A 23,229-nucleotide genomic window follows, 5' to 3' on the forward strand; every position below is an offset into this window, starting at 1 on the left:
ATTGAGCTTCCTTTGTTCATTGCACGATCATGATGATGTGTGCTTAAGACACCAGTTTAGGTTTACGTGCAGACTCACTGACTGCTTTACGGAACTTCAGCACCGGATCAGCAAATGAAGCCTGTTTTAAATCCTTACGGTCTTTCAGGTAATTATTGCTCACCCGCCAAGGCGCATGTTTACCCTGCTTTGGCATCACATTCGCGGCACGGGCAATATAACCCGAAGTTAAACTACCCATCACAGTGTCTTCCATCAACTCTGAAGGATCACCTTCCGCAATCACTTCGGTATAGCCTTGCTGATCCATATGATTAATCAGACGGCAGATATAATCCGCAGCAATATCAACTTTTAAAGTCCAGGAGGCATTGATATAGCCAATAATCATGGCCATATTCGGCACATCGCTGACCATCACACCCTGATACAGCATATGTTTCGAGGTATCCAAAGGCTGATGATCAATGGTGGCTTTAACCCCGCCTAAAATCTGAATTTGCAGACCGGTAGCCGACACAATCACATCTGCGTCGAGATGTTTGCCAGATTTTAACTGGATGCCCTGTTCGGTAAAGGCTTCAATCTGGTCGGTTTCAACACTGGCCTGCCCTTCACGCAGCACTTTAAACAAATCTCCATCTGGCACCACACACAGACGCTGATCCCATGGATTATAGCTCGGGCTAAAGTGTTTCATATCCACTTTGCCTTTCAGCTGCATCTCAATTGACTTTAATAAAAATTTACGCAGCAGCTTCGGCTGTTTCTGTGCCAGCGCATACACACCGCGTTGCATACCAATATTTCGTGCCCGCGTCAGCTTATAAGCCAGCTCCTCCGGCAACACCTTGCGCATATTGTTATAGATAAAATCTACCGATGGAATGGAAGCAATATAGGTCGGTGAGCGCTGCAGCATGGTGACATGCGCTGCACCGCCTTTGACCATTGCAGGCACCAAGGTAATAGCGGTAGCACCACTGCCAATAATCACCACTTTTTTACCAGAATAATCGAAGTTTTCCGGCCAATGCTGTGGATGAATAAAAGTACCTTTAAATGCCGACTGATTCGGGAAATCCGGCTGGAAGCCCTGATCATAATTGTAATAACCGGTACACCCCAGAACAAAATTGGCGATCCAGGTCTGTTTTTTGCCCTGTGCATTTTCAATCACGACAGACCATTTCTGGGTCTGGCTATCATAATTGGCAGACAGCACCCGATGCTGGAAATGAATTTTGGATTTCAGTTGATACTCTGCAATCACTTCTGACAGATAGTTCTTAATTGAAGCGCCATCAGCCAGAATGCTGTCTTGCGTCCAGGGCTTAAAATTAAAGCCAAAGGTCGACATATCCGAATCGGAACGAATACCCGGATATTTAAATAAATCCCAAGTGCCCCCAAAGCTCTCACGACGCTCGATAATTTCAAAGGTGCGCTGCGGGCAGTGTTTGGAAAGATGCGCGGCCAGACCAATACCAGAGATGCCCGCACCCACAATCAGAATATCAACATGCTTGTCCATTTTGTTTTTATACCTGTTCAACGTTCTGTTTTTATTAAAGCACAGATTTGACAATACTCAATGTCAAGTTTGATAAAAAGCGATAAAATTTATATCAATTCGGGACACAACAGAAAAATTGTCTGACAACTAGCCATAAAAAAAAGGCCGGTTTAAAAAACCGACCTTTTTTAGAACAACTGAACTGCTCTTGCGAAATTATTTAACTTCGCGATCTACAAGTTCAACGTAAGCCATCGGTGCAGCATCACCTGCACGGAAGCCCGCTTTAAGAACACGTAGATAACCGCCGTTACGTTCTTTGTAACGAGGGCCAAGAACGGTAAATAATTTACCAACAGTTGCTGCATTACGAGTACGAGCAAACGCCAAACGACGGTTTGCAACTGTATCGTTTTTAGCTAAAGTGATTAAAGGCTCAGCAACGCGGCGAAGTTCTTTCGCTTTAGGCAAAGTTGTTTTAATTAACTCGTGCTCAACTAAAGCATTGGTTAAGTTTTGGAACAACGCCTTACGGTGGCTGCTGGTACGGCCTAATTTCACACCACTATTACGATGACGCATGGTGAATAGTCCTACTTAATTAACGGCTACGATAAGCGAAGCGGTCGTCCATGCGGAGACTAGCTGGTGGCCAGTTCTCTAAACGCATGCCGAGCTGCAAGCCTTTCGATGCCAGAACATCTTTGATCTCAGTAAGCGATTTTTTACCCAGGTTAGGTGTTTTAAGTAACTCAACCTCGGTGCGCTGTACAAGATCACCAATGTAGTAAATATTTTCTGCTTTCAAACAGTTAGCAGAACGAACAGTAAGCTCTAGATCATCTACTGGACGAAGCAAAATTGGGTCAACTTCTTCACGAGGTTCTTGAGCCACAGGTGCCTGATCTTTCTGAAGGTCAACAAAGATTGCAATTTGTTGTTGCAAGATTGTTGCCGCTTTGCGGATTGCTTCTTCAGGATCAACAGTACCGTTGGTTTCAAGATCAATGATCAGCTTGTCAAGGTCAGTACGTTGTTCTACACGCGCATTTTCTACGATGTAAGACACACGTTTGATCGGGCTATAAGAAGCATCTAACTGTAAACGACCCACTGGGCGAGTTTCGCCTTCTGGGAAACGTGAGTCAGATGTTTCATAACCACGGCCTTGAGCCACTTTCAAACGCATTTTTAACGCGCCTGATGCACTTAGAGTGCCGATCAAGTGTTCAGGGTTAACCACTTCAACATTGTGCGGTAAACGAAGGTCAGCTGCAGTAACGTCACCTGGACCTTGTTTTTCCAATGTCAAATAAGCTTCATTTTGATCGAATAGCTTAATAGACAATCCTTTCAGGTTCAGCAAGAGCTCGACGATGTCCTGCTGCAAGCCTTCTAAGGTACTGTACTCGTGCTCAACACCCTCAATTTCAACTTCAACCACAGCTGCGCCAGGTAAAGAAGAAAGAAGGATGCGACGTAAAGCATTACCAAGAGTATGACCAAAGCCACGCTCTAATGGTTCCAGAATAACTTTTGCCGAGGTCCCGCTAACCGCTTCGACCTTGATCGCTTGCGGAGTTAGAAACTCATTTGCAGTACGCGTCATTATTGCTACCTCAAGGATTATTTAGAATACAATTCTACAATCAAGCTTTCGTTGATTTCAGCAGGTAAATCAGAACGATCTGGTGCAGCTTTGAACGTACCTTCTAATTTAGCGTGATCAACTTCCATCCAAGAAGGGATACCACGTTGAGCAGCTAATTCAATTGCGTTTTTGATACGTAATTGTTGTTTAGCACCTTCGTGAACTGCGATCACGTCACCAGCTTTAACTTGGATAGACGCGATGTTAACACGACGGCCATTCAAAGTAATGCTACGGTGAGATACAAGCTGACGAGCTTCTGCACGTGTAGAACCAAAACCCATGCGATAAACGACGTTATCAAGACGGCTTTCAAGCAATTTCAACAAGTTTTCACCTGTTGCGCCTTTAACACGAGCTGCTTCTTTATAGTAATTACTAAATTGACGCTCTAAAACACCGTACATACGACGTACTTTTTGTTTTTCACGTAATTGTAGTGAATACTCAGATTGTTTGCCGCGCGCTTGGCCATGTTGACCAGGAGCTTTAGCGTGTTTTTTAGTTTTGACGTCAAATGGTTTAACGCCAGATTTTAGTTGCAGGTCTGTCCCTTCGCGGCGAGAGAGTTTGCATTTTGGACCAATATAACGAGCCATGAATGTTTCTCCTTACACGCGACGTTTTTTAGGTGGACGGCAACCGTTGTGAGGAATTGGAGTCACATCGGTAATGCTGTTAATTTTATAACCCACTGCACCTAATGCACGAACCGCAGACTCACGACCTGGACCAGGACCTTTTACAAGGACGTCCAAGTTTTTCAAACCGTAATCTAAAGCAGCTTTACCAGCAACTTCAGCAGCTACCTGAGCAGCAAACGGAGTTGATTTACGTGATCCACGGAAGCCTTGTCCACCTGAAGTGGCCCAAGCCAGTGCATTACCTTGACGATCGGTAATAGTCACAATGGTGTTATTAAAAGAAGCGTGAATGTGTGCAACACCTTCAGAGACGGTACGGGTGACCTTCTTGCGTGTGCGAGTATCTTTAGCCATCTTTTAGCTTCCAGAAATCTTATTTCTTAATTGGTTTGCGCGGACCTTTACGGGTACGTGCGTTAGTTTTGGTGCGTTGACCACGGACAGGCAAGCTGCGACGATGACGAAGACCGCGGTAGCAGCCTAAATCCATTAAACGTTTAATGTTCATGGAAATTTCGCGACGTAAGTCACCTTCGGTCGGAACCTTAGCAACTTCTGCACGAATCGCATCAAGCTGAGCGTCATCTAATTCACGGATCTTAGTGGTAGTAGCGATACCAGCAGCAGCTAAGATGTTCTTAGCAGTGTGGCGACCAATACCAAAGATGTACGTTAGAGAGATAACAGCATGCTTGTTATCCGGAATGTTTACACCGGCAATACGAGCCATTCAATTTTCTCCAAAAAGGCAGTTAAGATAATCAACCGCCCCACAAAAATCTTGAGGGGCGGATAATAACCTAATTAGCCTACTGAAATCAACAGGTCTTGATCAGATTAACCTTGACGCTGCTTATGACGAGGTTCTGCGCTGCAAATTACGCGGATAACCCCATTACGACGGATAACTTTACAGCTACCACAAATTTTCTTTACAGAAGCTTGTACTTTCATGATGAAACCTCTAAGTGCGCTTATCCCTTAGGATGAGCAGTCGTTTTTCTCATTAACGTTTGATTATCGTACTGGTGCGAGGTGAGATGTGCTTGAAGCTGAGCCATAAAGTCCATCACGACTACCACAACGATCAATAATGAGGTACCACCCAAATAGAATGGAATACCAAACGAGCTCTGCAATACCATCGGCATCAAGCAGACCACTGTGATATAAATCGAACCAATAAAGGTCAAACGATTGAGAATATGATCTAAGTAACGAGCAGTTTGCTCACCTGGGCGAATACCAGGCACATAAGCTCCGCTGCGTTTCAAGTTCTCTGACACTTCTTTCGGACTAAAAACTAGCGCGGTATAGAAATAACAGAAAAAGATAATTAACGCACCAAAGAGCACCAAATACAATGGCTGTCCAGGCGATAATACGAGTGCCAGATCTTGCAAGCTACGCTTGATAATCCCTGCATCAGGATCCGCACTTCCTACCCATTGACCCAGACTGGCCGGGAACAACAGCAGAGAGCTGGCAAAAATTGCCGGAATCACACCTGCCATATTAATTTTTAATGGCAAATGGGTTTGCTGTGCAGTAAATACACGACGACCTTGCTGTTTTTGAGCATAGTTTACCGGAATACGACGTTGCGCTTTCTCGATAAACACAATGGCTGCCAGTACCGCCAGTGACAACAGACCAAAAATCACCAGACCAATCAGGCTGGTTTGACCATTATCGACTGAAGATAGCGATTGCAAAATCAGATTTGGCAATCCGGCAACGATACCGGCGAAGATGATCATGGAAATACCATTGCCCACCCCACGTTCGGTAATCTGTTCACCCAACCACATCAGGAACATTGTACCCGCCACCAGCGAGGTGACTGCCGGAACGTAAAACGCAAGACCTGACGTTAAGGTAATCCCTTGACTGATCAGACCTGCACACATCCCGATTGCCTGTACTAAGGCAAGGAACAAGGTACCTTGGCGCGTATATTGATTAATCTTACGCTTGCCCTGCTCGCCTTCTTTCTTTAAAGCTTCCAGCGAAGGAACCACGGTTGACATCAGCTGCACGATAATCGACGCAGAGATGTAGGGCATGATCCCGAGAGCAAGAATCGACATTCGCTCTAATGCACCACCCGAAAACATGTTAAACAAACCCAGGATAGTACCTGAGTTTGCATTAAAAAGATTTTCAAGTGCGGCATTATTAATGCCTGGTACTGGAATATGCGCTCCTAGTCGAAATACCAATAACGCACCAATGAGAAACATCATTCGGCGAATAATTTCACGATATTTCACGTGAAATGGTTGGCCTTTCATCATATGTACATGACCTGAAGAACTAGGAGACATAGACACTGGAGATTACTCCTCGACTTTACCGCCAGCAGCTTCAACAGCAGCTTTAGCGCCTTTAGTCAATGCAACACCTTGAACAGTGAAAGCACGAGTAATTTCACCAGAAAGTACGATACGCGCACGGATCATGTCTTTACGCACAACGTTCGCCGCTTTTAAAGTTTCTAGGCTAACGATGTCGCCTTCAACTTTAGCAAGCTCAGATAAACGTACTTCAGCAGTTTTTAAAGCGATTTGGCTAGTGAAACCGAATTTAGGTAAACGACGATATAACGCAGTTTGACCACCTTCGAAACCTGGACGTACGCCACCGCTCTTACGTGATTTTTGACCTTTGACACCACGGCCACCAGTCTTACCTACGCCAGAACCGATACCACGGCCCAGACGACGGTTTTCACGTTTAGCACCTTCTGCAGGTGCAAGTTCATTTAAACGCAGAGTCATGGCTTATTCCTCTACACTAACCATATAGTAGACTTGGTTGATCATACCACGGTTAGAAGGCGTATCTTGCACTTCTACAGTATGACCAATACGACGCAGACCTAAACCTTTCAGGCAAAGCTTGTGATTTTTCAAGCGGTGCGATGCAGATTTAGTCTGGGTAACTTTAATCGTTTTCATGATTGATTACCCTTGAATTTGTTCTACAGTCAGACCACGTTTCGCAGCGACTTTCTCAGGAGAAGTCATATCACGCAGACCGTTGAAAGTCGCGTTTACTACGTTCGCAGCATTTGTAGAGCCATAACATTTTGTTAATACGTTACGCACGCCAACAGCCTCTAGAACTGCACGCATAGCGCCACCAGCAATTACACCAGTACCTTCAGAAGCAGGTTGCATGTAAACGCGGCTTGCACCGTGACGAGCATGAATAGGATGCTGAACAGTACCGTCAACAAGGTCAACAGTAATCATGTTGCGACGAGCAGCTTCAAGTGCTTTAGAAATAGCAGCTGGAACTTCACGCGCTTTACCACGACCAAAACCTACGCGACCATTACCGTCACCCACAACAGTTAATGCTGTGAAAGAGAAGATACGACCACCCTTAACAACTTTGGCAACACGATCAACGGCTACCAGCTTTTCAACAAGACCTTCGTTTTGTTCAACTTTAGCCATGATTAGAACTCCAAGCCGTTTTCACGAGCAGCATCAGCCAAGGCTTTGATACGACCATGATATTTAAAACCAGAACGGTCAAATGCAACTTTAGTTACACCAGCTGCTTTCGCACGTTCTGCGATTAAAGCACCAACTTTCTTGGCAGCTTCAACGTTACCAGTTGTACCAGCACGTAAAGTAGCATCTAAAGTAGAAGCTTGCGCTAAAACTTTGCCACCATCTGCTGAGATAACTTGAGCATAGATGTGACGCGGAGTGCGGTTTACACACAAACGAGTCGCACCCAATGCACGGATGTGCAAGCGTGTGCTTTTCGCACGACGCAAACGGGATTGTTTCTTTTCGTTCATAAGAACCTCGCGCCTTATTTCTTCTTAGCTTCTTTACGAAGTACAACTTCGTCAGAATAACGAACACCTTTACCTTTATATGGCTCTGGTGGACGGTAACCACGGATCTCAGCTGCTACCTGACCTAATAATTGCTTGTTAGCAGATTTCAGGATGATTTCAGTTGCAGTAGGAGTTTCTGCAGTTACACCTTCAGGAAGGCTGTAATCGATTGGATGAGAGAAACCAAGGTTAAGGTTAACAACAGTACCTTTAACCGCAGCTTTATAACCAACACCGATCAGTTGTAACTTACGTTCGAAACCTTCGTTCACACCTTTTACAAGGTTGTTTAATACAGCGCGAGCAGTACCAGCTTGCATCCAAGCGTCTTTCGACTCTTTTACTGGAGCAACTTGAAGAGTACCATCTTCCTGTTTTAGCTCGACCAGCGCATGCAGGTTGAAAGACAATGTACCTTTGCTGCCTTTCACTTCGACCTGCCGGCCGTTCTGAGTAACTGTTACACCGTTAGGTACAGTTACTGGGGCTTTAGCCACACGAGACATGAGGAATCACCTATTAAGAAACAAAAGCAATAACTTCACCACCAACGCCCGCAGCACGTGCAGCGCGATCAGTCATGATGCCTTTGCTTGTAGAAACAATTGCAATACCTAAACCTTGCTTAACGCTTGGAAGTGCATCTTTACCGCGATACTGACGTAGACCAGGACGGCTTACGCGTTTCACAGTTTCGATAACTGGTTTGCCTTCGAAATACTTTAATGTCAAAGTAAGAGTTGCTTTGCCTTCAACGTCAGCAACTTCTACATTGGCAATGTAACCTTCTTGTTGAAGTACGTTTGCAATCGCAACTTTCAACTTAGAGTTAGGCATAGAAACAGTTTGTTTCTTCGCCATTTGTGCGTTACGAACACGAGTTAACATGTCGGCAACGGTATCTTGCATACTCATTCTAGTCGCTCCTTACCAGCTTGCCTTAACAACGCCAGGTACATCACCTTGCATTACTGTGTCACGTAATTTGTTACGGCTTAAACCGAACTTACGGAAGTAACCATGAGGACGACCAGTTAAACCACAACGGTTACGAAGACGCACTGGAGACGCATTACGTGGTAATGCTTGTAACTTCATCATCGCTTCGAAACGCTCTTCGTCGCTTGCATTTACGTTTGCAATAACAGCTTTTAATTCAGCACGTTTTGCAGCGTATTTAGCAACAGTAGCTTCGCGTTTCAATTCGCGATTAATCATACTTTTCTTAGCCATATCGACCTCTTATTTGAACGGGAAGCCGAATGCACGCATAAGCGCACGGCCTTCGTCATCGGTGCGAGCAGTCGTAGTGATGGTAATATCCATACCACGAATACGATCAATCTTATCGAAATCGATTTCAGGGAAAACGATTTGTTCTTTAAGACCCATAGAGTAGTTACCACGACCATCAAATGATTTCGCAGAGAAACCACGGAAGTCACGGATACGAGGGATCGCGATAGAGATCAAACGGTCTAAGAATTCGTACATGCGTTCGCCGCGTAAAGTAACTTTACAACCAATCGGCCAACCATCACGGATTTTAAAACCTGCGATAGATTTACGAGCTAACGTAAGAACTGGTTTTTGACCAGCGATAGCTTGCATATCAGAAAGAGCACCATCAAGGAGTTTCTTGTCAGCTGCAGCTGCACCGACACCCATGTTGATAGTGATTTTAGTGATGCGAGGGATCTCCATCACATTCTTAATGCCCAATTGTTCTTGTAATTGAGCTTTAAGTTCGTCGTTGTAACGTGTTTTAAGTCTGGCCATTGCCTATTTCAACCTATTACTTCGCTACCGCCACTGATTCACCATTTGATTTGTAAACGCGAGTTTTCACGCCGTCAATCGTTTGGTAACCAACACGGTCAGCCTTTTGGGTTGTAGCATTAAAAATTGCCACGTTTGAAATATGAAGCGAAGCTTCCTGAGTTACGATGCCGCCTTCAGCGCCAGTAACACGGTTCGGCTTTTGATGCTTCTTAACCAGGTTAAGGCCTTCAACCTTAACGCGGTCATTAGAAACTGACAAAACAGTACCCTGTTTGCCTTTTTCTTTACCTGCGATCACGATTACTTGATCGCCTTTTTTAATCTTAGCCATGATTGCCTCTTATAGAACTTCAGGAGCCAATGAAATAATTTTCATGAACTGTTCAGTACGAAGTTCACGAGTCACTGGTCCGAAAATACGAGTAGCAATCGGCGCTTTGTTGTTGTTCAAAATAACGGCTGCGTTATCGTCGAAACGAATCACAGAACCATCTGGACGACGGATACCGAATTTTGTACGTACAACTACAGCATTCATCACGTCACCTTTTTTAACACGTGCGCGTGGAATTGCTTCTTTTACAGTAACTTTAATAATGTCGCCAACAGAAGCATAACGACGATGTGAACCACCAAGTACTTTAATACATTGTACGCGGCGAGCACCACTGTTGTCTGCTACGTCGAGCATCGTTTCGGTTTGAATCATTGCCCTACTCCAAAACCGAGCATCACCGGTCACAATTTCGAAAGGCTCAAAGAGTACTCGAAATTGACCGATGATGCAACAAGAACGTTAATTACTCAGCAGCTGCTTCAACAACTTCAACTAGAGTCCAAGACTTAGTTTTAGAAATTGGGCGGCTTTCTTTGATGGTTACAACATCACCGATTTTAGCGGTATTGTTCTCATCATGAGCATGTAATTTTGTTGAACGGCGGATTGATTTGCCATACAACGGGTGTTGAACACGACGTTCAATAAGCACAACAATAGACTTGTCCATTTTGTCGCTTACGACTTTGCCGGTTAACGTGCGGACTGTTTTATCACTCATTGTCCGTTCCCCTGTTTTTCGGTAAGGAGTGTCTTAATACGAGCAATAGTTTTACGAGCGACTTGCACTTCGTGCGATTTGCCCAATTGACCAGTTGCTTTCGCCATACGAAGACGGAATTGGTTAAGCTGTTGCTCATCAAGCAAAGCTTTCAACTCTTCTACCGACTTTTCACGTAGATCTTTAGTTTTCATTACATTACCGTCCGAGTCACGATAGTGGTTTTAAACGGAAGTTTAGCAGCAGCAAGCTTGAATGCTTCAGTTGCTAATTCATCGTTCACACCTTCCATTTCGTACAGGATCTTACCTGGTTTGATTTCGCAAACCCAGTATTCCACGTTACCTTTACCGTTACCCATACGAACTTCTAATGGTTTTTCAGTAATTGGTTTGTCCGGGAATACACGGATAAAGATCTTACCACCACGTTTAACACGACGGCTGATTGTACGACGCGCAGCTTCGATCTGACGCGCAGTCATACGACCACGTTCAGTCGCTTTAAGTGCGATAGAACCGAAAGATACAGTGCTACCACGGTGCGCTAGACCAGTGTTACGGCCTTTTTGAACCTTACGGAACTTAGTACGTTTAGGTTGCAACATGGATTATTCTCCTTTTTCAGCAGAACGATCATTGCGACGACCACGACGCTCTTGACCTTCACCACGACCGCGACCGCGTTTAGCTGGACGTTCTTCAGCTGGAGCTGGGTTCATGACTTGTTTCATGCCGCCCAAGATCTCACCACGGAAGATCCAAACTTTAACACCAATCGTACCGTAAGTCGTTTCAGCACGCATAGTCGCGTAGTCGATGTCCGCACGAAGTGTATGTAGAGGTACACGACCTTCACGATACCATTCTGTACGAGCGATCTCAGCACCGCCTAAACGGCCAGAAACTTCAACTTTGATACCTTTGGCACCAGCACGCATAGTGTTTTGAACCGCACGCTTCATAGCACGACGGAACATTACACGCTTTTCTAATTGAGAAGCGATTGCTTCAGCAACCAGACGTGCGTCTAAGTCTGGACGATCGATTTCGTTGATGCTTACTTGCGCTGGAACACCCATAATGTTGGTAAGTTCGCGCTGTAATTTCTCAATGTCTTCGCCTTTTTTACCGATAACGATACCAGGACGAGCAGTGCTAATAGTTACTTTAGCAGCGCCTGTCGGACGTTCGATAAGAATATTGCTTACCATTGCGTTCTTAAGTTTTTTAGTTAAAAACTCACGAACTTGAAGGTCTTTAAGCAAGTATTCAGCGTATTGTTTCGGATTCGCATACCAGTTAGCGTTATGACGTTTCACAACACCTAGGCGGATACCGATTGGATGAACCTTCTGACCCATATCAAACCCCTACCTTAACGGTGATGTGACAAGTACGCTTAGTAATACGATCTGCACGGCCTTTAGCACGTGGCATAATACGTTTCAGGCTCATGCCTTCATCAACGTAGATCGTAGAAACTTTAAGGTCGTCTACATCTAAACTGTTATTGTGTTCAGCATTTGCAATTGCAGATTCCAACGCTTTTTTAACCAGTACAGCAGCTTTTTTGTTGCTGAAGTTCAGGATGTTAAGCGCATGCGCAACAGATTTGCCGCGAATAAGGTCTGCAACCAAACGTGCCTTTTGTGCCGAGATAGCGGCACCGCGTAATTTAGCAGTTACTTCCATCATAGCACCTATTAACGTTTAGACTTCTTGTCAACACCGTGACCACGATAGGTACGAGTTGGCGCGAATTCACCTAGTTTATGGCCAACCATGTGTTCAGTAACGATTACTGGAACGTGGTTACGACCATTGTGTACAGAAATTGTTAGACCAACAAAATCCGGAAGAATCATCGAACGACGCGACCAAGTTTTGATCGGCTTACGAGAGTTGCTCGCAACAGCCGCTTCAACCTTAGCGAACAAGTGCGCATCGACGAATGGGCCTTTTTTCAATGAACGAGGCATTAGTCAGATTCCTTTACTTGTTACTTAACGCGACGGTCGCGAATAATCATCTTAGTCGTACGCTTGTTGGTACGTGTCTTGTACCCTTTAGCTTTTTGACCCCATGGGCTTACAGGTTGAATACCTTTGTTACGCCCTTCACCACCACCGTGTGGGTGGTCAACCGGGTTCATCGCCATACCACGTACGGTAGGACGAACGCCACGCCAGCGTGAAGCACCTGCTTTACCAAGTGAACGCAAGTTGCTTTCTGAGTTAGAAACTTCACCCAATACAGCACGACATTCAACGTGTACTTTACGCATTTCACCAGAACGTAAACGAACGATAGCGTAAGAACCGTCACGACCCAACAACTGAACTGAAGTACCAGCTGAACGAGCTAACTGCGCGCCTTTACCGATTTTAAGTTCGATGTTATGAAGTGTAGAACCGATAGGCATGTTGCGAAGTGGCAAGCAGTTACCTGGACGAATTGGAGCATCGTTACCAGACTGTACTTTATCACCAGCACGTAAGCCTTTAGGCGCAATAATATAACGACGCTCACCGTCAGCATACTTCAGCAGTGCGATGTGTGCAGTACGGTTAGGATCGTATTCAATACGCTCAACTACAGCAGGAACGCCGTCTTTGTTACGTTTGAAGTCAACGATACGGTAGTGCTGTTTGTGGCCACCACCAACGTGACGAGTCGTAATGTGACCGTTGTTGTTACGACCACCAGTACGTTTTTTAGCTTCTACCAACGGAGCATATGGCGCGCCTTTGTGAAGGTGATCATGAACCACTTTCTCTACAAAGCGACGTCCTGGAGACGTTGGCTTACATTTTTGAATAGGCATAATTTTCGTCCTTATTCCGCTGCGGTTTCAGCGGTATCGCCCAAGTCAGCCATTTCAACATCTTGGCCAGCTTTCAGGGTGACGTATGCTTTTTTAACATCAGAACGACGTCCGATAGTTTTACCAAAGCGTTTAGTCTTACCTTTAGTGATAGTCGTGTTAACTTTAACAACTTCTACACCAAATAATTGTTCCACTGCTTTTTTGATTTCAAGCTTGTTTGCATTTAATGCAACCTTGAACACTTGAACACCAGCAGTTTCACCTAAAACTTGTGCTTTTTCTGAGAATACAGGTCCTTGTAGGACTTGATATAAACGTTCGTTGTTCATCCGAGTTCTACCTCAATTTTCTTAGCAGCAGCAACAGACATTACAACTTTATCGAACGCGATCAAGCTAACAGGATCGATTGCAGTAGCGTCAACCACATCAACGTGTGGAAGGTTGCGAGCTGCAAGGTATAGATTCTCATCTACAGCTTCAGTAACGATCAATGCGCGAGTTGCATTCAAGTCGTTCAGTTTTGCAAGCAATGCTTTAGTTTTAGGCGCTTCAACAGCAAACTCTTCAACTAATACAAGACGATCTTGGCGAACAAGTTCAGCTAAGATACATTGCATTGCACCGCGGTACATCTTACGGTTCACTTTTTGAGACCAGTCTTGTGGACGAGCAGCAAAAGTTTTACCACCGCCAACCCAGATTGGGCTACGAATAGAACCAGCACGAGCGCGGCCAGTACCTTTTTGACGGAATGGTTTTTTACCACCGCCAGAAACGTCTGCACGTGACTTCTGAGCTTTAGAACCTTGACGACCACCAGCTAAGTAAGCTGTAACAACTTGGTGTACAAGCGCTTCGTTAAATTCACGGCCGAAAGCTACTTCAGACAATTCAACAGCAGAGCCGGAAACAGTTTTTAAATTCACGTTATTTCCCCTCAGGCCTTGATAGTAGGACGAACAGTTACGTCGCCACCAGTAGCACCAGGAACCGCGCCTTTAACAACTAGAACTGAACGCTCTGTGTCGATTGCAACGATTTCAAGACCCTGTGTAGTTACGCGTTCAGCACCTAAATGGCCAGCCATTTTTTTGCCTTTGAATACGCGACCAGGAGTCTGGTTTTGACCTGTAGAACCTAGAACACGGTGAGAAACAGAGTTACCGTGAGTAGCGTCTTGAGTACGGAAGTTCCAACGCTTAACACCACCTTGGAAACCTTTACCTTTAGATGTGCCAGTTACGTCAACGATTTGACCAACTGTGAACAAATCTACAGTAAGCGTACCACCAACTTCACGACCTTCAAGCTCAGCTTCTGTAACGCGGAATTCTTGAACCAGACGACCAGCAGCAACACCCGCTTTCGCAAAGTGACCTTTCTGAGCGTTAGTTACGCGAGATTCGCGACGTTCACCAGTAGTGATTTGAATCGCTTGATAACCATCAGTTTCAAGCGTTTTGATTTGTGTGATGCGGTTAGGATCAACCTCAATCACTGTAACAGGTACAGAAACACCAGCATCTGTAAAGATACGGGTCATACCGCACTTGCGACCGACTAAACCAATAGCCATGTGCATAAACCTCTAAAAAAGCGGCTTAATTAACTTAGAGCGTTAATTAACCGAAAGCCTTAACCCAATGCGATCTGAACATCAACACCAGCTGCAAGATCTAATTTCATCAATGCATCTACAGTTTTGTCTGTAGGTTGAACGATATCGATCAAACGTTTGTAAGTGCGGATCTCATATTGGTCACGCGCATCTTTGTAAACGTGCGGTGATGTAAGAACGTTGAAGCGTTCGATGCGAGTAGGCATCGGGATTGGACCACACACTTGTGCGCCAGTACGCTTAGCGGTTTCTACGATCTCTTGAGCAGATTGATCAATTAAACGGTGATCAAAAGACTTAAGACGGATACGAATTCTCTGGTTAGACATACCAGTTAACTCCAAGCCAAAATATATAAAGAATCACTCTTGACGCATCTCACCCCACTAATAAAGGCAAGTGTCAAGAGCAGTGAAATATCACTAAGGTCGTGATCGATGCCACGACTGTAACGATAGTTAACCACTTTCTTTGCGGTTAACCCCCTTAATATCAAAGGGTCGCCCATTATAACGATTGTTTAATGCATAAGCAAATCCTTTTGTGGCTTTTTACATCATTTTTCAAATATTTCGACAAATCAATTGTTTAATAATTATACAGCCCGCCGCTGCGCTGCAGTTTGCTGTAACACATAATCTATCGCCTGATTTAATATCTGATTTCCTTGAATAAATTTATTTTTATTGGCGCGCTGCAGCTGCTCTACCGATTGCACATAAGGTCCCTGAAACAGGGCCAGCTCTTCTTCATCTTCCAGGAATAACTGCAGGCTTTCTGGCGTGGTTTCCGGGTGAAACTGAAAGCCCAGTACATTTTTGCCAATCTGATACATCTGATTGCGACAGGCATCATTTTCGGCCAGATGCACAGCCCCTTTGGGAATCTCGAAGCTTTCACTGTGCCACTGCATGACATTAAACTGCTCCGGCAACTGAAAATAGTCTGCTGGCACATGCCTGACCTTGCGTACCTCGTGCCAGCCCAGCTCCTGTACAGGATTGCGACTGACGGCCGCGCCCAGCGCATTGGCGATCAGTTGCCCACCCAGACACAGACCAATGGCCGGTTTTCCCATGGCCAAATAACGCCTGAGCCAGCGTTTTTCCATTTTTAACCAGGGGAAATTGGCTTCATCATTAACGCTCATGGTGCCGCCCATGACAATTAACAAATCAACCTCCTCAATCTGCGGTAGCGCTTCAATATCCAGTGCTGAATCAACCGGCAAGGCAAAAAATTCTGTGGCACTGATCTCTGCATTTAACCGTTTTAAATGCGTATAACAACTTCCAAATCCTTCACCAGCAATATGCTGAAAATAATGTACTTTTAAATGCGACGCCATGCGCTGAAACCTGTTGTTGTAGCTATGCTTTTAGGTTTTGCAAAAATGAAGCCAACTTTAGCGCCGAGTGTTCAAAGTCAAATAAATACAGCCAGATATGGCACAACTGATCCTTTTCTCTTAAGCTAAATTCAATTAATTGTCCTGATTTGAGCGAAGTCGTGAAAAAAAATCCGCAAACCGAACTGATTCATGCACCACGAAAAGCCCCTCAACTGATTTCTACGGTTCAACCTCCCCTCTATCGTGCATCGACGATTATTTTTAACAACACCGATGCACTGTTTAATCGCCACTGGACCGATGTCTATGACTATAGTTATGGCACGCACGGCACGCCGACGACCTTTACGTTAGGTGATCACATCGCGCAGATCGAAGGCGGTCTGTATCACCTGCTGGCGCCGAGCGGCCTCTCTGCGATTAATCTGGTCAATTCCTGCTTGTTAAGCCAGGGTGATGAGGTCTGGGTTCCGGATAATATTTATGGCCCGAATATGGAGCATCTGCGTAATCTGCAGCAGCGTTATGGCATTGCCGTCAAGGTCTATAACCCGGTGGAGGTAGAAAGCTTTAACCCAAGCGATAAAGCCAAACTGTTATGGCTCGAAGCGGCTGGTTCGGTGACACTGGAGTTTCCGGACTTAATTGGTCTGGTAAAAAAAGCCCAAGCCCATAATATTTTGACTGCGCTGGACAATACCTGGGGCGCAGGACTGGCCTTTAATGCCTTTGATTTTGGCGAGGACCACTTAAGCGTAGATCTGACCGTGCATGCGCTAACCAAATATCCAAGCGGGGGTGGCGATATTTTAATGGGCTCGGTGGTGACGCGTGACCAGAAGCTCCATCATCAATTATTCCGGATGCATGCCATTCAGGGGATTTGTGTCAGCGGAGATGATACGGCGCAAATCCAGCGCAGTCTGGCCTCCATGCAGCTGCGTTACCAGCAACAGTCACAATCAGCACTGACCTTGCTGAACTGGCTAAAACAGCAAAAAGAGCTGGTTCAGGTCCTGCATCCGGCTGATCCGGACAGTGCCGGTCATGCATATTGGAAGGACATCTGCAAAGACGGTCACAGCGCCGGACTGGTTAGTGTGATTTTTGATGCGCAATACAATTTAAACGATATTCGGGCATTCTGTGATGCATTAACCCTGTTCAAGCTGGGCTTTAGCTGGGGCGGGCCGGTCAGCCTGGTAATGCTGTATAACCTTAAAGAGATGCGTGTGCTTGAGCATCAACACCTAAAACAAGGTTTGCTGGTGCGTTTCTGTATAGGACTGGAACATCCGGATGATTTAATTCAAGATATAGCGCAAGCACTACAACATTTAAAGCAGCATAAAAACGAATAACAACGAGGATCAGTACAGTATGGGTACACCAATTACCATTGCCAAAAAAACCCATGATACCACACAAGCGATAGTCTTACATTCCCAGTTTGCCAACCGGCATGGCCTGATTGCCGGTGCAACCGGTACCGGTAAAACCGTGACCTTAAAAGTCTTGGCAGAAAGTTTTTCCCGCATTGGTGTCCCAGTCTTTCTGGCCGATGCCAAAGGCGATGTTTCCAGTCTGGCGCAGGCTGGTTCCAGCAATCCCAAATTTGATGAACGGATTAAAAGCCTGGGTATTGACAGTATTCCCTTTGCTGCCTCGCCGGTGGTGTTCTGGGATTTATTTGGTGAACAGGGCCATCCAATTCGCACCACCATCTCCGAAATCGGACCGCTACTGCTAGCCCGGATGCTGAATTTAAATGACACCCAGGAAGGTGTACTGTCGGCAGTGTTTCGGATTGCCGATGATCAGGGCCTCCTGCTGATTGACTTTAAAGACCTGAAAGCCATGCTCAGCTATGTCAGCGAACATGCGGCAGAGTTAAAGGCCGACTATGGCAATTTATCTCCAGCCAGTCTGGGCGCGATTCAGCGCAATTTACTGGCACTGGCCGATCAGGGCGGTGATCTGTTTTTTGGCGAGCCCAGCCTGAATATTCTGGATTTCATGCAGACCGATGCCCAGGGACACGGCAACATCAACCTGCTGGCTGCAGACAAGTTGATGCACACCCCGAAACTGTATGCGACCTTTTTATTGTGGATGCTATCAGAGCTGTTTGAACAGTTGCCGGAAGTTGGTGATATGGACAAACCCAAGCTGGTGTTCTTCTTTGATGAAGCGCATTTACTGTTTGACAATGCCAGCCCGGCCCTGCAGGAGAAAATTGAGCAGGTAGTCCGCCTGATTCGCTCCAAAGGTGTCGGAATTTATTTTGTCACCCAGAATCCGCTGGATTTGCCTGAAAGTGTACTGGGACAGCTCGGCAACCGGGTGCAACATGCCTTACGCGCCTTTACCCCGAAAGATCAGAAAGCGGTCAAAACCGCTGCCGAGACCTTCCGTGCCAATCCGGAGTTTCAGGTAGAACAGGCCATTACCGAACTGGCCGTCGGTGAAGCCCTAATTAGCTGTCTGGATGAACAAGGCACGCCGCAGATTGTAGAGCGCGGCTGGGTGATGCCGCCCTACTCCTCGTTTAGCCCGATTAGCCCTGAACAGCGCAAGGCACTGATGAGCCAGAGTATTGTCGCCGATGTATATGAGCAGAGTCTGGACCGGGACAGTGCCTATGAAATGCTGCAACAGAAAGTAGCGGAACGCCAGCAACAGGCTGAACAGGCCGCGCTAGAACAGCAACGCGCCAAAGAACAGGAAGCTTTAGCCAAGCAGCAAGCCAAAGAACAGGCTGCTTTGGCCAAACAGCAGGCGCGGGAACAGGAACGTCTGGCCCGCGAACAGCAAAAAGAAGCTGAACGCGCTGCACGACAGCGTGAAAAGCTGACTCAGGATATTGTCGGCACCTTTGCCAAGAGTGCAGCCCGCACCTTAGGCGGCAGCACCGGACAGAAAATTGTCCGCGGATTATTAGGCTCCCTGTTTGGCCGAAAATAATCAAAAAACCGATAGGAACAGCTTTCATTATGGGATATTTTTATATCCCATAATTTTTTTATGGTTTTTTAAAAACAGTGCTTGCACTGGCGTTTTATAAAATGTATTTTAAATGCATCTTATAAATAACCAGCCATGAGAGATCAGCCATGACTCCACAGCAAATTGACCTTGTAAAAGCAACTGTTCCTGTTCTACGTGAAAATGGTGTGGCCCTGACCAGCTATTTCTATAACCGCATGTTGGGGAATAATCCGGACCTTAAAGAAACCTTTAACCTGGGTCATCAACGCAGTGGTGCGCAGGCGCAGGCACTGGCAGGTGCGGTACTGGCCTATGCAGAAAATATTGAAGATCCATCAGTACTGGCGCCAGTAATTGAACTGGTCGCACACAAGCATGTCAGTCTGAATATTCAAGCTCCGGACTATAATATTGTCGGTGAAAACCTGCTGCACTCCATCAGCGAAGTGCTGAATATTTCCATGGATGATCCACTGATTGATGCCTGGGCCGCCGCGTATGGCCAGCTTGCAGAAGTGTTTATTAATACCGAACGTGCCATTTACGAGCAGCATCAGCAAACTCAAGGCAGCTGGTTAGGCTGGCGTAATTTCAAAATCGCCAAGAAAGTGGTAGAAAGCGACGAAATTACCTCGTTCTACTTTGAACCGGTCGATGGTGGTGCCTTACCAAAATATGAAGCCGGCCAATACATTTCAGTACGTGTCTTTGTCCCTGAGCTGGACCTGAAACAACCACGTCAATACACGCTGTCAACCAGCCCGCAGCAAGACTACTTACGTATTTCAGTGAAACGCGAACCGGGTAATGGCGCCGACAAGATTGCAGGCTGGGTATCTAATGCGCTGCATCAGCTGCCAGAAGGTGCAGAACTTGAAATTTCAGCGCCAACCGGAAACTTCTACCTGATCGACAGCAACAAACGTAATGTGTTCATTAGTGGTGGTGTTGGCTTAACCCCAATGATTGCGATGCTGAACCAGCTGGTCACTTTAGATGTGCCACAACCGGTGACCTTCATTCATGCCTGCCGCAGCAAACAGGTACATGCCATGAAACAGCATATTCAGGACATCAAGGCGAAGTATCCACGTATTCATACCTTTACAGCCTATGAATTCCCGAATACCGAAGATGTGTTAGGTCAGGATTATGATGTGGCCGGTCGTCTGGACCTGAGCACCATGGATGCTGCCTTATTACCGGAAAATGCTGATTACTACCTGTGTGGCCCAATGCCATTCATGGCCGAGCAGCAAAAAGCCTTACTGGCACGTGGTATTAAAGCCGAACAGATTCACAGTGAAGCGTTTGGTACGGGTGGTGTACGTCACTAAAACCCCACACGTGTAAAACATAGGAGGGCTAGTCTGCTTATGGTAGACTAGCCTTCTTGTATTTCAACTTTGAAAAAAATATTTGTGCGATCATGCAATTAAATAAATTCACCGACTATGCATTACGTATTCTGCTGTATATCTCCCCACCGCGAGATCTGCCGTATACGATTGCGGAAATTGCGCAGGATTTGCATGTTTCCCAAAACCATCTGGTTAAAATTGTGCATTTCATGGGCAAACAGGAATGGCTGATTACCACCCGCGGTAAAGGGGGCGGCCTGCGTTTAAATCCGGATGCACGGGCACTGAAGCTGGGCCAGATCGTGCGTATTTTGCAACGTGAAACCCAGATTGTGGAATGTAATACCCCGCCGTGCGTGCTGCGCAGTCGCTGTGGTTTAAAGGGCATTTTAGATCAGGCACTGGAACAGTTTTATCAGAGTCTGGACCAGTACACCCTGTCCGACGTGTTAGATACTCCTGCACCGGCACAGTGGAGCACACAATCGCCAATTCAGCTGATCAATCTCTGAGTCAGATAACTTTTGCACACGGCTACAGCAAAGTTCGCGTGTCTGCGCGAGTTGATCTATAATACCGCTTTGTAAAAGCAGTGATGAAGTTAAGTTATGCACCATAGCAGAGGAAAATCGAAAAACACTAAGGCCGCTAATGCGCCGAAGCAAAAGATTAGCTATGAGAAAAAGGCTGATCCTGCGATTACCGAATATGCCGTTCGTGCCCTGAACTGGCTACGTAAAGCCGAATTCCTGATGAGTGCACCAAAGCTGAATCTCTGTGTAGAAGATAGCGGCTATGAGGTGGCCTTTGCCGGACGTTCCAATGCTGGCAAATCCAGTGCGATTAACGCCCTAACCAACCAGAAACAGCTGGCACGTGCCTCGAAAAAACCTGGCCGTACCCAGATGATCAACTTCTTTAGTCTGGGCAATCCGGAGCAGCGTCTGGTCGATTTACCGGGTTATGGTTATGCTGCGGTACCCGAATCGATGAAAATTGTCTGGCAAAAAGAACTGGAAAACTACCTGATTCATCGCAAGAGCTTACAGGGTCTGGTCTTGCTAATGGATATTCGCCATCCACTGCAGCATTTTGATGTGATGATGCTGGAATGGGCTTATTCCCGTCATCTGTTTGTACATGTTCTGCTAACCAAATCCGACAAGCTGAATCGTGGCCCGGCCAATAAAGTTCTGCTGGAAGTGAAACAACAGCTGAAAAAGATGAAGCTGGATTTCTCGATTCAACTGTTCTCCTCACTCAATCGTCAGGGTCTGGAAGAACTGGCCAGTGTAATGGCCGGTCGTCTGAACTTTACCCTGGAACAATCGCAGCAGTTTGATCTGGCCAGCATTCCGGAAGCCACGGCAGATGAACTGGAAGCAGAAGAGCTGCCGGATACAGAAGCTGTTGAACAGCTGACTGAAACGGCCGCCAAAGAGCCATAAGCTTTGCAACAACTCAAAACTGTCTGACAATAATTTACATCTATTGATATTGGAATGTCCCCTATTGCTAGTTTCAATGGGGGATATTTTTTTCATACTCATGCTGAGCATAATTTGAACCGCATCACATTTTAGAGGTGCAATACAGCATGAAAAAACTCCTCGCACGTTTTCGCCGTGCTGCCCGTGGCTCATCCATTGGCTACTTTATTCAACCGCGTAAAGTCCGCTTTGAATGGCAGGACACTCCCATCGACTGGATTCCGCAGCAGCCTTTTGCCAGTTATTTTATTAACGAAATTAACATGATTCTGCCGGCCGGCGAGTTCTGGTTTTGCCGGCTGTACAACAAGGTTTTGCCGCAGATTCAGGATGAAAAACTAAAACAGGATGTGCAGGCCTTTATCCGCCAGGAAGCCATGCACGCCCAGGCGCATAACTCGGCCAACAAGGATTATTTAAGCGAACGCCAGATTGATATTCAGCGCAATATCAGCCTGATGAACGGACTGTTTAACCAGTTACTGGCCGATCGGCCTTTAGGTCTGCAATTGCCACAATGGAGCGAACGGCACTGGGATCTGTTCCGTTTAGGTATTGTTGCTACGGTAGAACACATGACCTGCGTGCTGGGTAAATATGCGCTGTATAACCGCGAATGGCAGCGTCAGGGCGCCGACCCGGCCATGCTGGATCTGGTCAAATGGCACGGCGCAGAAGAAATCGAGCATCGCACCGTAGCCTTTGACCTGTACCGGCATTTGGGTGGCAGTTATCTGGCCCGTTATTATCTGAGCCTGCTGGTGATTGCCGGGGTAATTGGCCTCTGGATTGATGGCGCGGCGCATATTATGCGGCAGGACCCGCGTTATGCATCAATCCGGCCGGCTCTGTATAAACCGTGGATCTGGCGGGAATGGTACCGCACTGCACAGGCCAATAACGGCTTATTGCCCTCACCGTTCTGGCTGGTATCGCAGCAGTTGGGCTATTTAATGCCGTGGTATGACCCGCTGCATGAAGCCAAAACCGAAGATGCGCTGGCCTATCTGCAAGCCTCCCCGGCGGCACAGCGCGCCCAGCTTAAAGTCGCGTAAAGCATCCACCTGGTGCAGAATTGCA

The 23,229-nt window shown here is 46.2% G+C and carries 35 protein-coding genes and 1 pseudogene; 6 read left to right on the top strand and 30 right to left on the bottom strand.

Annotation, left to right across the window (positions count from 1 at the left end; genetic code table 11):
* Window positions 1–43: 43 nt before the first annotated feature.
* The 30 genes and pseudogenes from ACPEPR_RS00860 to ACPEPR_RS01005 form a co-directional block, all read right to left on the bottom strand.
* Window positions 44–1,534, bottom strand: a complete 1,491-nt coding sequence (locus ACPEPR_RS00860) for a flavin-containing monooxygenase (protein ID WP_005180241.1) — start codon at window positions 1,532–1,534, stop codon at window positions 44–46.
* Between the two features lie 198 nt (window positions 1,535–1,732).
* A complete protein-coding gene (rplQ, locus tag ACPEPR_RS00865; protein WP_004754212.1) occupies window positions 1,733–2,098 on the bottom strand; it encodes a 50S ribosomal protein L17 in 366 nt (121 codons plus the stop codon).
* 19 nt (window positions 2,099–2,117) lie between these two features.
* On the bottom strand, window positions 2,118–3,125 hold the full coding sequence (locus tag ACPEPR_RS00870; protein WP_005180245.1) for a DNA-directed RNA polymerase subunit alpha: 1,008 nt from the start codon (window positions 3,123–3,125) through the stop codon (window positions 2,118–2,120).
* 17 nt (window positions 3,126–3,142) lie between these two features.
* Window positions 3,143–3,766: a 30S ribosomal protein S4 gene (rpsD, locus tag ACPEPR_RS00875; protein ID WP_016658534.1), complete on the bottom strand. Its 624-nt coding sequence runs from the start codon at window positions 3,764–3,766 to the stop codon at window positions 3,143–3,145.
* Between the two features lie 12 nt (window positions 3,767–3,778).
* Window positions 3,779–4,165, bottom strand: coding sequence for a 30S ribosomal protein S11 (rpsK, locus tag ACPEPR_RS00880; RefSeq protein WP_001040166.1), 387 nt, complete (start codon window positions 4,163–4,165; stop codon window positions 3,779–3,781).
* A gap of 19 nt (window positions 4,166–4,184) precedes the next feature.
* A complete protein-coding gene (rpsM, locus tag ACPEPR_RS00885) occupies window positions 4,185–4,541 on the bottom strand; it encodes a 30S ribosomal protein S13 (RefSeq protein ID WP_005012957.1) in 357 nt (118 codons plus the stop codon).
* A 107-nt stretch (window positions 4,542–4,648) separates the two neighbouring features.
* Entirely contained in the window at window positions 4,649–4,765 is a 117-nt protein-coding gene (gene rpmJ / locus ACPEPR_RS00890; protein ID WP_000867907.1) for a 50S ribosomal protein L36, read from the bottom strand.
* Window positions 4,766–4,785: 20 nt separating this feature from the next.
* Complete coding sequence (secY, locus tag ACPEPR_RS00895) at window positions 4,786–6,105, bottom strand: preprotein translocase subunit SecY (RefSeq protein WP_171065119.1); 1,320 nt, start codon at window positions 6,103–6,105, stop codon at window positions 4,786–4,788.
* A 45-nt stretch (window positions 6,106–6,150) separates the two neighbouring features.
* The gene (gene rplO, locus ACPEPR_RS00900) at window positions 6,151–6,591 is read right to left on the bottom strand and encodes a 50S ribosomal protein L15 (RefSeq protein ID WP_005180254.1); all 441 of its coding nucleotides are present in this window, start codon (window positions 6,589–6,591) and stop codon (window positions 6,151–6,153) included.
* Between the two features lie 3 nt (window positions 6,592–6,594).
* Complete coding sequence (gene rpmD, locus ACPEPR_RS00905; protein WP_005180256.1) at window positions 6,595–6,771, bottom strand: 50S ribosomal protein L30; 177 nt, start codon at window positions 6,769–6,771, stop codon at window positions 6,595–6,597.
* A 6-nt stretch (window positions 6,772–6,777) separates the two neighbouring features.
* Entirely contained in the window at window positions 6,778–7,275 is a 498-nt protein-coding gene (rpsE, locus tag ACPEPR_RS00910) for a 30S ribosomal protein S5 (protein WP_005180258.1), read from the bottom strand.
* Between the two features lie 2 nt (window positions 7,276–7,277).
* Window positions 7,278–7,628, bottom strand: coding sequence for a 50S ribosomal protein L18 (gene rplR / locus ACPEPR_RS00915; RefSeq protein WP_005180260.1), 351 nt, complete (start codon window positions 7,626–7,628; stop codon window positions 7,278–7,280).
* Between the two features lie 14 nt (window positions 7,629–7,642).
* Window positions 7,643–8,176 carry a 50S ribosomal protein L6 gene (gene rplF, locus ACPEPR_RS00920; protein WP_005180261.1) on the bottom strand — a complete coding sequence of 178 codons (534 nt, stop codon included), beginning with the start codon at window positions 8,174–8,176 and terminating at the stop codon, window positions 7,643–7,645.
* Between the two features lie 13 nt (window positions 8,177–8,189).
* Window positions 8,190–8,585, bottom strand: coding sequence for a 30S ribosomal protein S8 (rpsH, locus tag ACPEPR_RS00925; protein WP_005180264.1), 396 nt, complete (start codon window positions 8,583–8,585; stop codon window positions 8,190–8,192).
* A gap of 12 nt (window positions 8,586–8,597) precedes the next feature.
* Window positions 8,598–8,903 carry a 30S ribosomal protein S14 gene (gene rpsN, locus ACPEPR_RS00930; protein WP_005180266.1) on the bottom strand — a complete coding sequence of 102 codons (306 nt, stop codon included), beginning with the start codon at window positions 8,901–8,903 and terminating at the stop codon, window positions 8,598–8,600.
* A gap of 9 nt (window positions 8,904–8,912) precedes the next feature.
* On the bottom strand, window positions 8,913–9,449 hold the full coding sequence (rplE, locus tag ACPEPR_RS00935; protein WP_005180272.1) for a 50S ribosomal protein L5: 537 nt from the start codon (window positions 9,447–9,449) through the stop codon (window positions 8,913–8,915).
* A 16-nt stretch (window positions 9,450–9,465) separates the two neighbouring features.
* Complete coding sequence (rplX, locus tag ACPEPR_RS00940; RefSeq protein ID WP_005180274.1) at window positions 9,466–9,783, bottom strand: 50S ribosomal protein L24; 318 nt, start codon at window positions 9,781–9,783, stop codon at window positions 9,466–9,468.
* 9 nt (window positions 9,784–9,792) lie between these two features.
* Window positions 9,793–10,161 (bottom strand): 50S ribosomal protein L14, encoded by a 369-nt coding sequence (rplN, locus tag ACPEPR_RS00945; RefSeq protein ID WP_001982634.1) that lies wholly within the window; start codon window positions 10,159–10,161, stop codon window positions 9,793–9,795.
* Between the two features lie 91 nt (window positions 10,162–10,252).
* Window positions 10,253–10,510: a 30S ribosomal protein S17 gene (gene rpsQ, locus ACPEPR_RS00950; RefSeq protein WP_005180277.1), complete on the bottom strand. Its 258-nt coding sequence runs from the start codon at window positions 10,508–10,510 to the stop codon at window positions 10,253–10,255.
* A complete protein-coding gene (gene rpmC, locus ACPEPR_RS00955; protein ID WP_000849928.1) occupies window positions 10,507–10,704 on the bottom strand; it encodes a 50S ribosomal protein L29 in 198 nt (65 codons plus the stop codon). The genes rpsQ and rpmC overlap by 4 nt, the downstream gene beginning before the upstream one ends.
* Complete coding sequence (gene rplP, locus ACPEPR_RS00960; protein WP_005180280.1) at window positions 10,704–11,117, bottom strand: 50S ribosomal protein L16; 414 nt, start codon at window positions 11,115–11,117, stop codon at window positions 10,704–10,706. The genes rpmC and rplP overlap by 1 nt, the downstream gene beginning before the upstream one ends.
* A pseudogene (gene rpsC, locus ACPEPR_RS00965) lies at window positions 11,057–11,873 on the bottom strand (30S ribosomal protein S3). Before rpsC ends, rplP begins: the two are co-directional and overlap by 61 nt.
* Window position 11,874: 1 nt before the next feature.
* Window positions 11,875–12,204, bottom strand: coding sequence for a 50S ribosomal protein L22 (gene rplV / locus ACPEPR_RS00970; RefSeq protein WP_001982638.1), 330 nt, complete (start codon window positions 12,202–12,204; stop codon window positions 11,875–11,877).
* An 11-nt stretch (window positions 12,205–12,215) separates the two neighbouring features.
* Window positions 12,216–12,491, bottom strand: coding sequence for a 30S ribosomal protein S19 (gene rpsS / locus ACPEPR_RS00975; protein ID WP_001138119.1), 276 nt, complete (start codon window positions 12,489–12,491; stop codon window positions 12,216–12,218).
* 20 nt (window positions 12,492–12,511) lie between these two features.
* A complete protein-coding gene (rplB, locus tag ACPEPR_RS00980) occupies window positions 12,512–13,336 on the bottom strand; it encodes a 50S ribosomal protein L2 (protein ID WP_127801047.1) in 825 nt (274 codons plus the stop codon).
* An 11-nt stretch (window positions 13,337–13,347) separates the two neighbouring features.
* A complete protein-coding gene (gene rplW / locus ACPEPR_RS00985) occupies window positions 13,348–13,668 on the bottom strand; it encodes a 50S ribosomal protein L23 (protein WP_005180285.1) in 321 nt (106 codons plus the stop codon).
* Window positions 13,665–14,267 (bottom strand): 50S ribosomal protein L4, encoded by a 603-nt coding sequence (gene rplD, locus ACPEPR_RS00990; protein ID WP_005180287.1) that lies wholly within the window; start codon window positions 14,265–14,267, stop codon window positions 13,665–13,667. The genes rplW and rplD overlap by 4 nt, the downstream gene beginning before the upstream one ends.
* An 11-nt stretch (window positions 14,268–14,278) precedes the next feature.
* Window positions 14,279–14,917 carry a 50S ribosomal protein L3 gene (rplC, locus tag ACPEPR_RS00995; RefSeq protein WP_005180289.1) on the bottom strand — a complete coding sequence of 213 codons (639 nt, stop codon included), beginning with the start codon at window positions 14,915–14,917 and terminating at the stop codon, window positions 14,279–14,281.
* A gap of 59 nt (window positions 14,918–14,976) precedes the next feature.
* Complete coding sequence (rpsJ, locus tag ACPEPR_RS01000; RefSeq protein ID WP_005180291.1) at window positions 14,977–15,288, bottom strand: 30S ribosomal protein S10; 312 nt, start codon at window positions 15,286–15,288, stop codon at window positions 14,977–14,979.
* A gap of 266 nt (window positions 15,289–15,554) precedes the next feature.
* Window positions 15,555–16,307, bottom strand: coding sequence for a type 1 glutamine amidotransferase (locus ACPEPR_RS01005; RefSeq protein ID WP_075167399.1), 753 nt, complete (start codon window positions 16,305–16,307; stop codon window positions 15,555–15,557).
* A 161-nt stretch (window positions 16,308–16,468) separates the two neighbouring features.
* Here ACPEPR_RS01005 and ACPEPR_RS01010 point away from each other — a divergent pair, with 161 nt between their 5' ends.
* From ACPEPR_RS01010 to ACPEPR_RS01035, 6 genes are all read left to right on the top strand, one after another.
* The gene (locus ACPEPR_RS01010; protein ID WP_423561812.1) at window positions 16,469–17,671 is read left to right on the top strand and encodes a PLP-dependent transferase; all 1,203 of its coding nucleotides are present in this window, start codon (window positions 16,469–16,471) and stop codon (window positions 17,669–17,671) included.
* A gap of 19 nt (window positions 17,672–17,690) precedes the next feature.
* Window positions 17,691–19,274 carry a helicase HerA-like domain-containing protein gene (locus tag ACPEPR_RS01015; RefSeq protein ID WP_423561813.1) on the top strand — a complete coding sequence of 528 codons (1,584 nt, stop codon included), beginning with the start codon at window positions 17,691–17,693 and terminating at the stop codon, window positions 19,272–19,274.
* 149 nt (window positions 19,275–19,423) lie between these two features.
* Window positions 19,424–20,635, top strand: coding sequence for an NO-inducible flavohemoprotein (gene hmpA / locus ACPEPR_RS01020; RefSeq protein WP_005180299.1), 1,212 nt, complete (start codon window positions 19,424–19,426; stop codon window positions 20,633–20,635).
* A gap of 92 nt (window positions 20,636–20,727) precedes the next feature.
* Window positions 20,728–21,171 (top strand): RrF2 family transcriptional regulator, encoded by a 444-nt coding sequence (locus tag ACPEPR_RS01025; protein WP_160240938.1) that lies wholly within the window; start codon window positions 20,728–20,730, stop codon window positions 21,169–21,171.
* A 96-nt stretch (window positions 21,172–21,267) separates the two neighbouring features.
* On the top strand, window positions 21,268–22,107 hold the full coding sequence (gene yihA, locus ACPEPR_RS01030) for a ribosome biogenesis GTP-binding protein YihA/YsxC (RefSeq protein ID WP_005180304.1): 840 nt from the start codon (window positions 21,268–21,270) through the stop codon (window positions 22,105–22,107).
* Between the two features lie 149 nt (window positions 22,108–22,256).
* A complete protein-coding gene (locus ACPEPR_RS01035; RefSeq protein WP_180006594.1) occupies window positions 22,257–23,204 on the top strand; it encodes a metal-dependent hydrolase in 948 nt (315 codons plus the stop codon).
* Window positions 23,205–23,229 lie beyond the last annotated feature (25 nt).

The organism is Acinetobacter sp. AND/436 (assembly GCF_049546925.1).
GTDB classification, from domain to species: domain Bacteria; phylum Pseudomonadota; class Gammaproteobacteria; order Pseudomonadales; family Moraxellaceae; genus Acinetobacter; species Acinetobacter indicus.

Bases quoted from the DNA above. Each gene is read 5' to 3' on its own strand.
- ACPEPR_RS00860 (WP_005180241.1), bottom strand. From the start codon at position 1,534: ATGGACAAGCATGTTGATATTCTGATTGTGGGTGCGGGCATCTCTGGT.
- rplQ (WP_004754212.1), bottom strand. From the start codon at position 2,098: ATGCGTCATCGTAATAGTGGTGTGAAATTAGGCCGTACCAGCAGCCAC.
- ACPEPR_RS00870 (WP_005180245.1), bottom strand. From the start codon at position 3,125: ATGACGCGTACTGCAAATGAGTTTCTAACTCCGCAAGCGATCAAGGTC.
- rpsD (WP_016658534.1), bottom strand. From the start codon at position 3,766: ATGGCTCGTTATATTGGTCCAAAATGCAAACTCTCTCGCCGCGAAGGG.
- rpsK (WP_001040166.1), bottom strand. From the start codon at position 4,165: ATGGCTAAAGATACTCGCACACGCAAGAAGGTCACCCGTACCGTCTCT.
- rpsM (WP_005012957.1), bottom strand. From the start codon at position 4,541: ATGGCTCGTATTGCCGGTGTAAACATTCCGGATAACAAGCATGCTGTT.
- rpmJ (WP_000867907.1), bottom strand. From the start codon at position 4,765: ATGAAAGTACAAGCTTCTGTAAAGAAAATTTGTGGTAGCTGTAAAGTT.
- secY (WP_171065119.1), bottom strand. From the start codon at position 6,105: ATGAAAGGCCAACCATTTCACGTGAAATATCGTGAAATTATTCGCCGA.
- rplO (WP_005180254.1), bottom strand. From the start codon at position 6,591: ATGACTCTGCGTTTAAATGAACTTGCACCTGCAGAAGGTGCTAAACGT.
- rpmD (WP_005180256.1), bottom strand. From the start codon at position 6,771: ATGAAAACGATTAAAGTTACCCAGACTAAATCTGCATCGCACCGCTTG.
- rpsE (WP_005180258.1), bottom strand. From the start codon at position 7,275: ATGGCTAAAGTTGAACAAAACGAAGGTCTTGTTGAAAAGCTGGTAGCC.
- rplR (WP_005180260.1), bottom strand. From the start codon at position 7,628: ATGAACGAAAAGAAACAATCCCGTTTGCGTCGTGCGAAAAGCACACGC.
- rplF (WP_005180261.1), bottom strand. From the start codon at position 8,176: ATGTCTCGTGTGGCTAAAGCCCCAGTAACTGTACCTAACGGTGTAACA.
- rpsH (WP_005180264.1), bottom strand. From the start codon at position 8,585: ATGAGTATGCAAGATACCGTTGCCGACATGTTAACTCGTGTTCGTAAC.
- rpsN (WP_005180266.1), bottom strand. From the start codon at position 8,903: ATGGCTAAGAAAAGTATGATTAATCGCGAATTGAAACGCGAAGCTACT.
- rplE (WP_005180272.1), bottom strand. From the start codon at position 9,449: ATGGCCAGACTTAAAACACGTTACAACGACGAACTTAAAGCTCAATTA.
- rplX (WP_005180274.1), bottom strand. From the start codon at position 9,783: ATGGCTAAGATTAAAAAAGGCGATCAAGTAATCGTGATCGCAGGTAAA.
- rplN (WP_001982634.1), bottom strand. From the start codon at position 10,161: ATGATTCAAACCGAAACGATGCTCGACGTAGCAGACAACAGTGGTGCT.
- rpsQ (WP_005180277.1), bottom strand. From the start codon at position 10,510: ATGAGTGATAAAACAGTCCGCACGTTAACCGGCAAAGTCGTAAGCGAC.
- rpmC (WP_000849928.1), bottom strand. From the start codon at position 10,704: ATGAAAACTAAAGATCTACGTGAAAAGTCGGTAGAAGAGTTGAAAGCT.
- rplP (WP_005180280.1), bottom strand. From the start codon at position 11,117: ATGTTGCAACCTAAACGTACTAAGTTCCGTAAGGTTCAAAAAGGCCGT.
- rplV (WP_001982638.1), bottom strand. From the start codon at position 12,204: ATGGAAGTAACTGCTAAATTACGCGGTGCCGCTATCTCGGCACAAAAG.
- rpsS (WP_001138119.1), bottom strand. From the start codon at position 12,491: ATGCCTCGTTCATTGAAAAAAGGCCCATTCGTCGATGCGCACTTGTTC.
- rplB (WP_127801047.1), bottom strand. From the start codon at position 13,336: ATGCCTATTCAAAAATGTAAGCCAACGTCTCCAGGACGTCGCTTTGTA.
- rplW (WP_005180285.1), bottom strand. From the start codon at position 13,668: ATGAACAACGAACGTTTATATCAAGTCCTACAAGGACCTGTATTCTCA.
- rplC (WP_005180289.1), bottom strand. From the start codon at position 14,917: ATGGCTATTGGTTTAGTCGGTCGCAAGTGCGGTATGACCCGTATCTTT.
- rpsJ (WP_005180291.1), bottom strand. From the start codon at position 15,288: ATGTCTAACCAGAGAATTCGTATCCGTCTTAAGTCTTTTGATCACCGT.
- ACPEPR_RS01005 (WP_075167399.1), bottom strand. From the start codon at position 16,307: ATGGCGTCGCATTTAAAAGTACATTATTTTCAGCATATTGCTGGTGAA.
- ACPEPR_RS01015 (WP_423561813.1), top strand. From the start codon at position 17,691: ATGGGTACACCAATTACCATTGCCAAAAAAACCCATGATACCACACAA.
- hmpA (WP_005180299.1), top strand. From the start codon at position 19,424: ATGACTCCACAGCAAATTGACCTTGTAAAAGCAACTGTTCCTGTTCTA.
- ACPEPR_RS01025 (WP_160240938.1), top strand. From the start codon at position 20,728: ATGCAATTAAATAAATTCACCGACTATGCATTACGTATTCTGCTGTAT.
- yihA (WP_005180304.1), top strand. From the start codon at position 21,268: ATGCACCATAGCAGAGGAAAATCGAAAAACACTAAGGCCGCTAATGCG.
- ACPEPR_RS01035 (WP_180006594.1), top strand. From the start codon at position 22,257: ATGAAAAAACTCCTCGCACGTTTTCGCCGTGCTGCCCGTGGCTCATCC.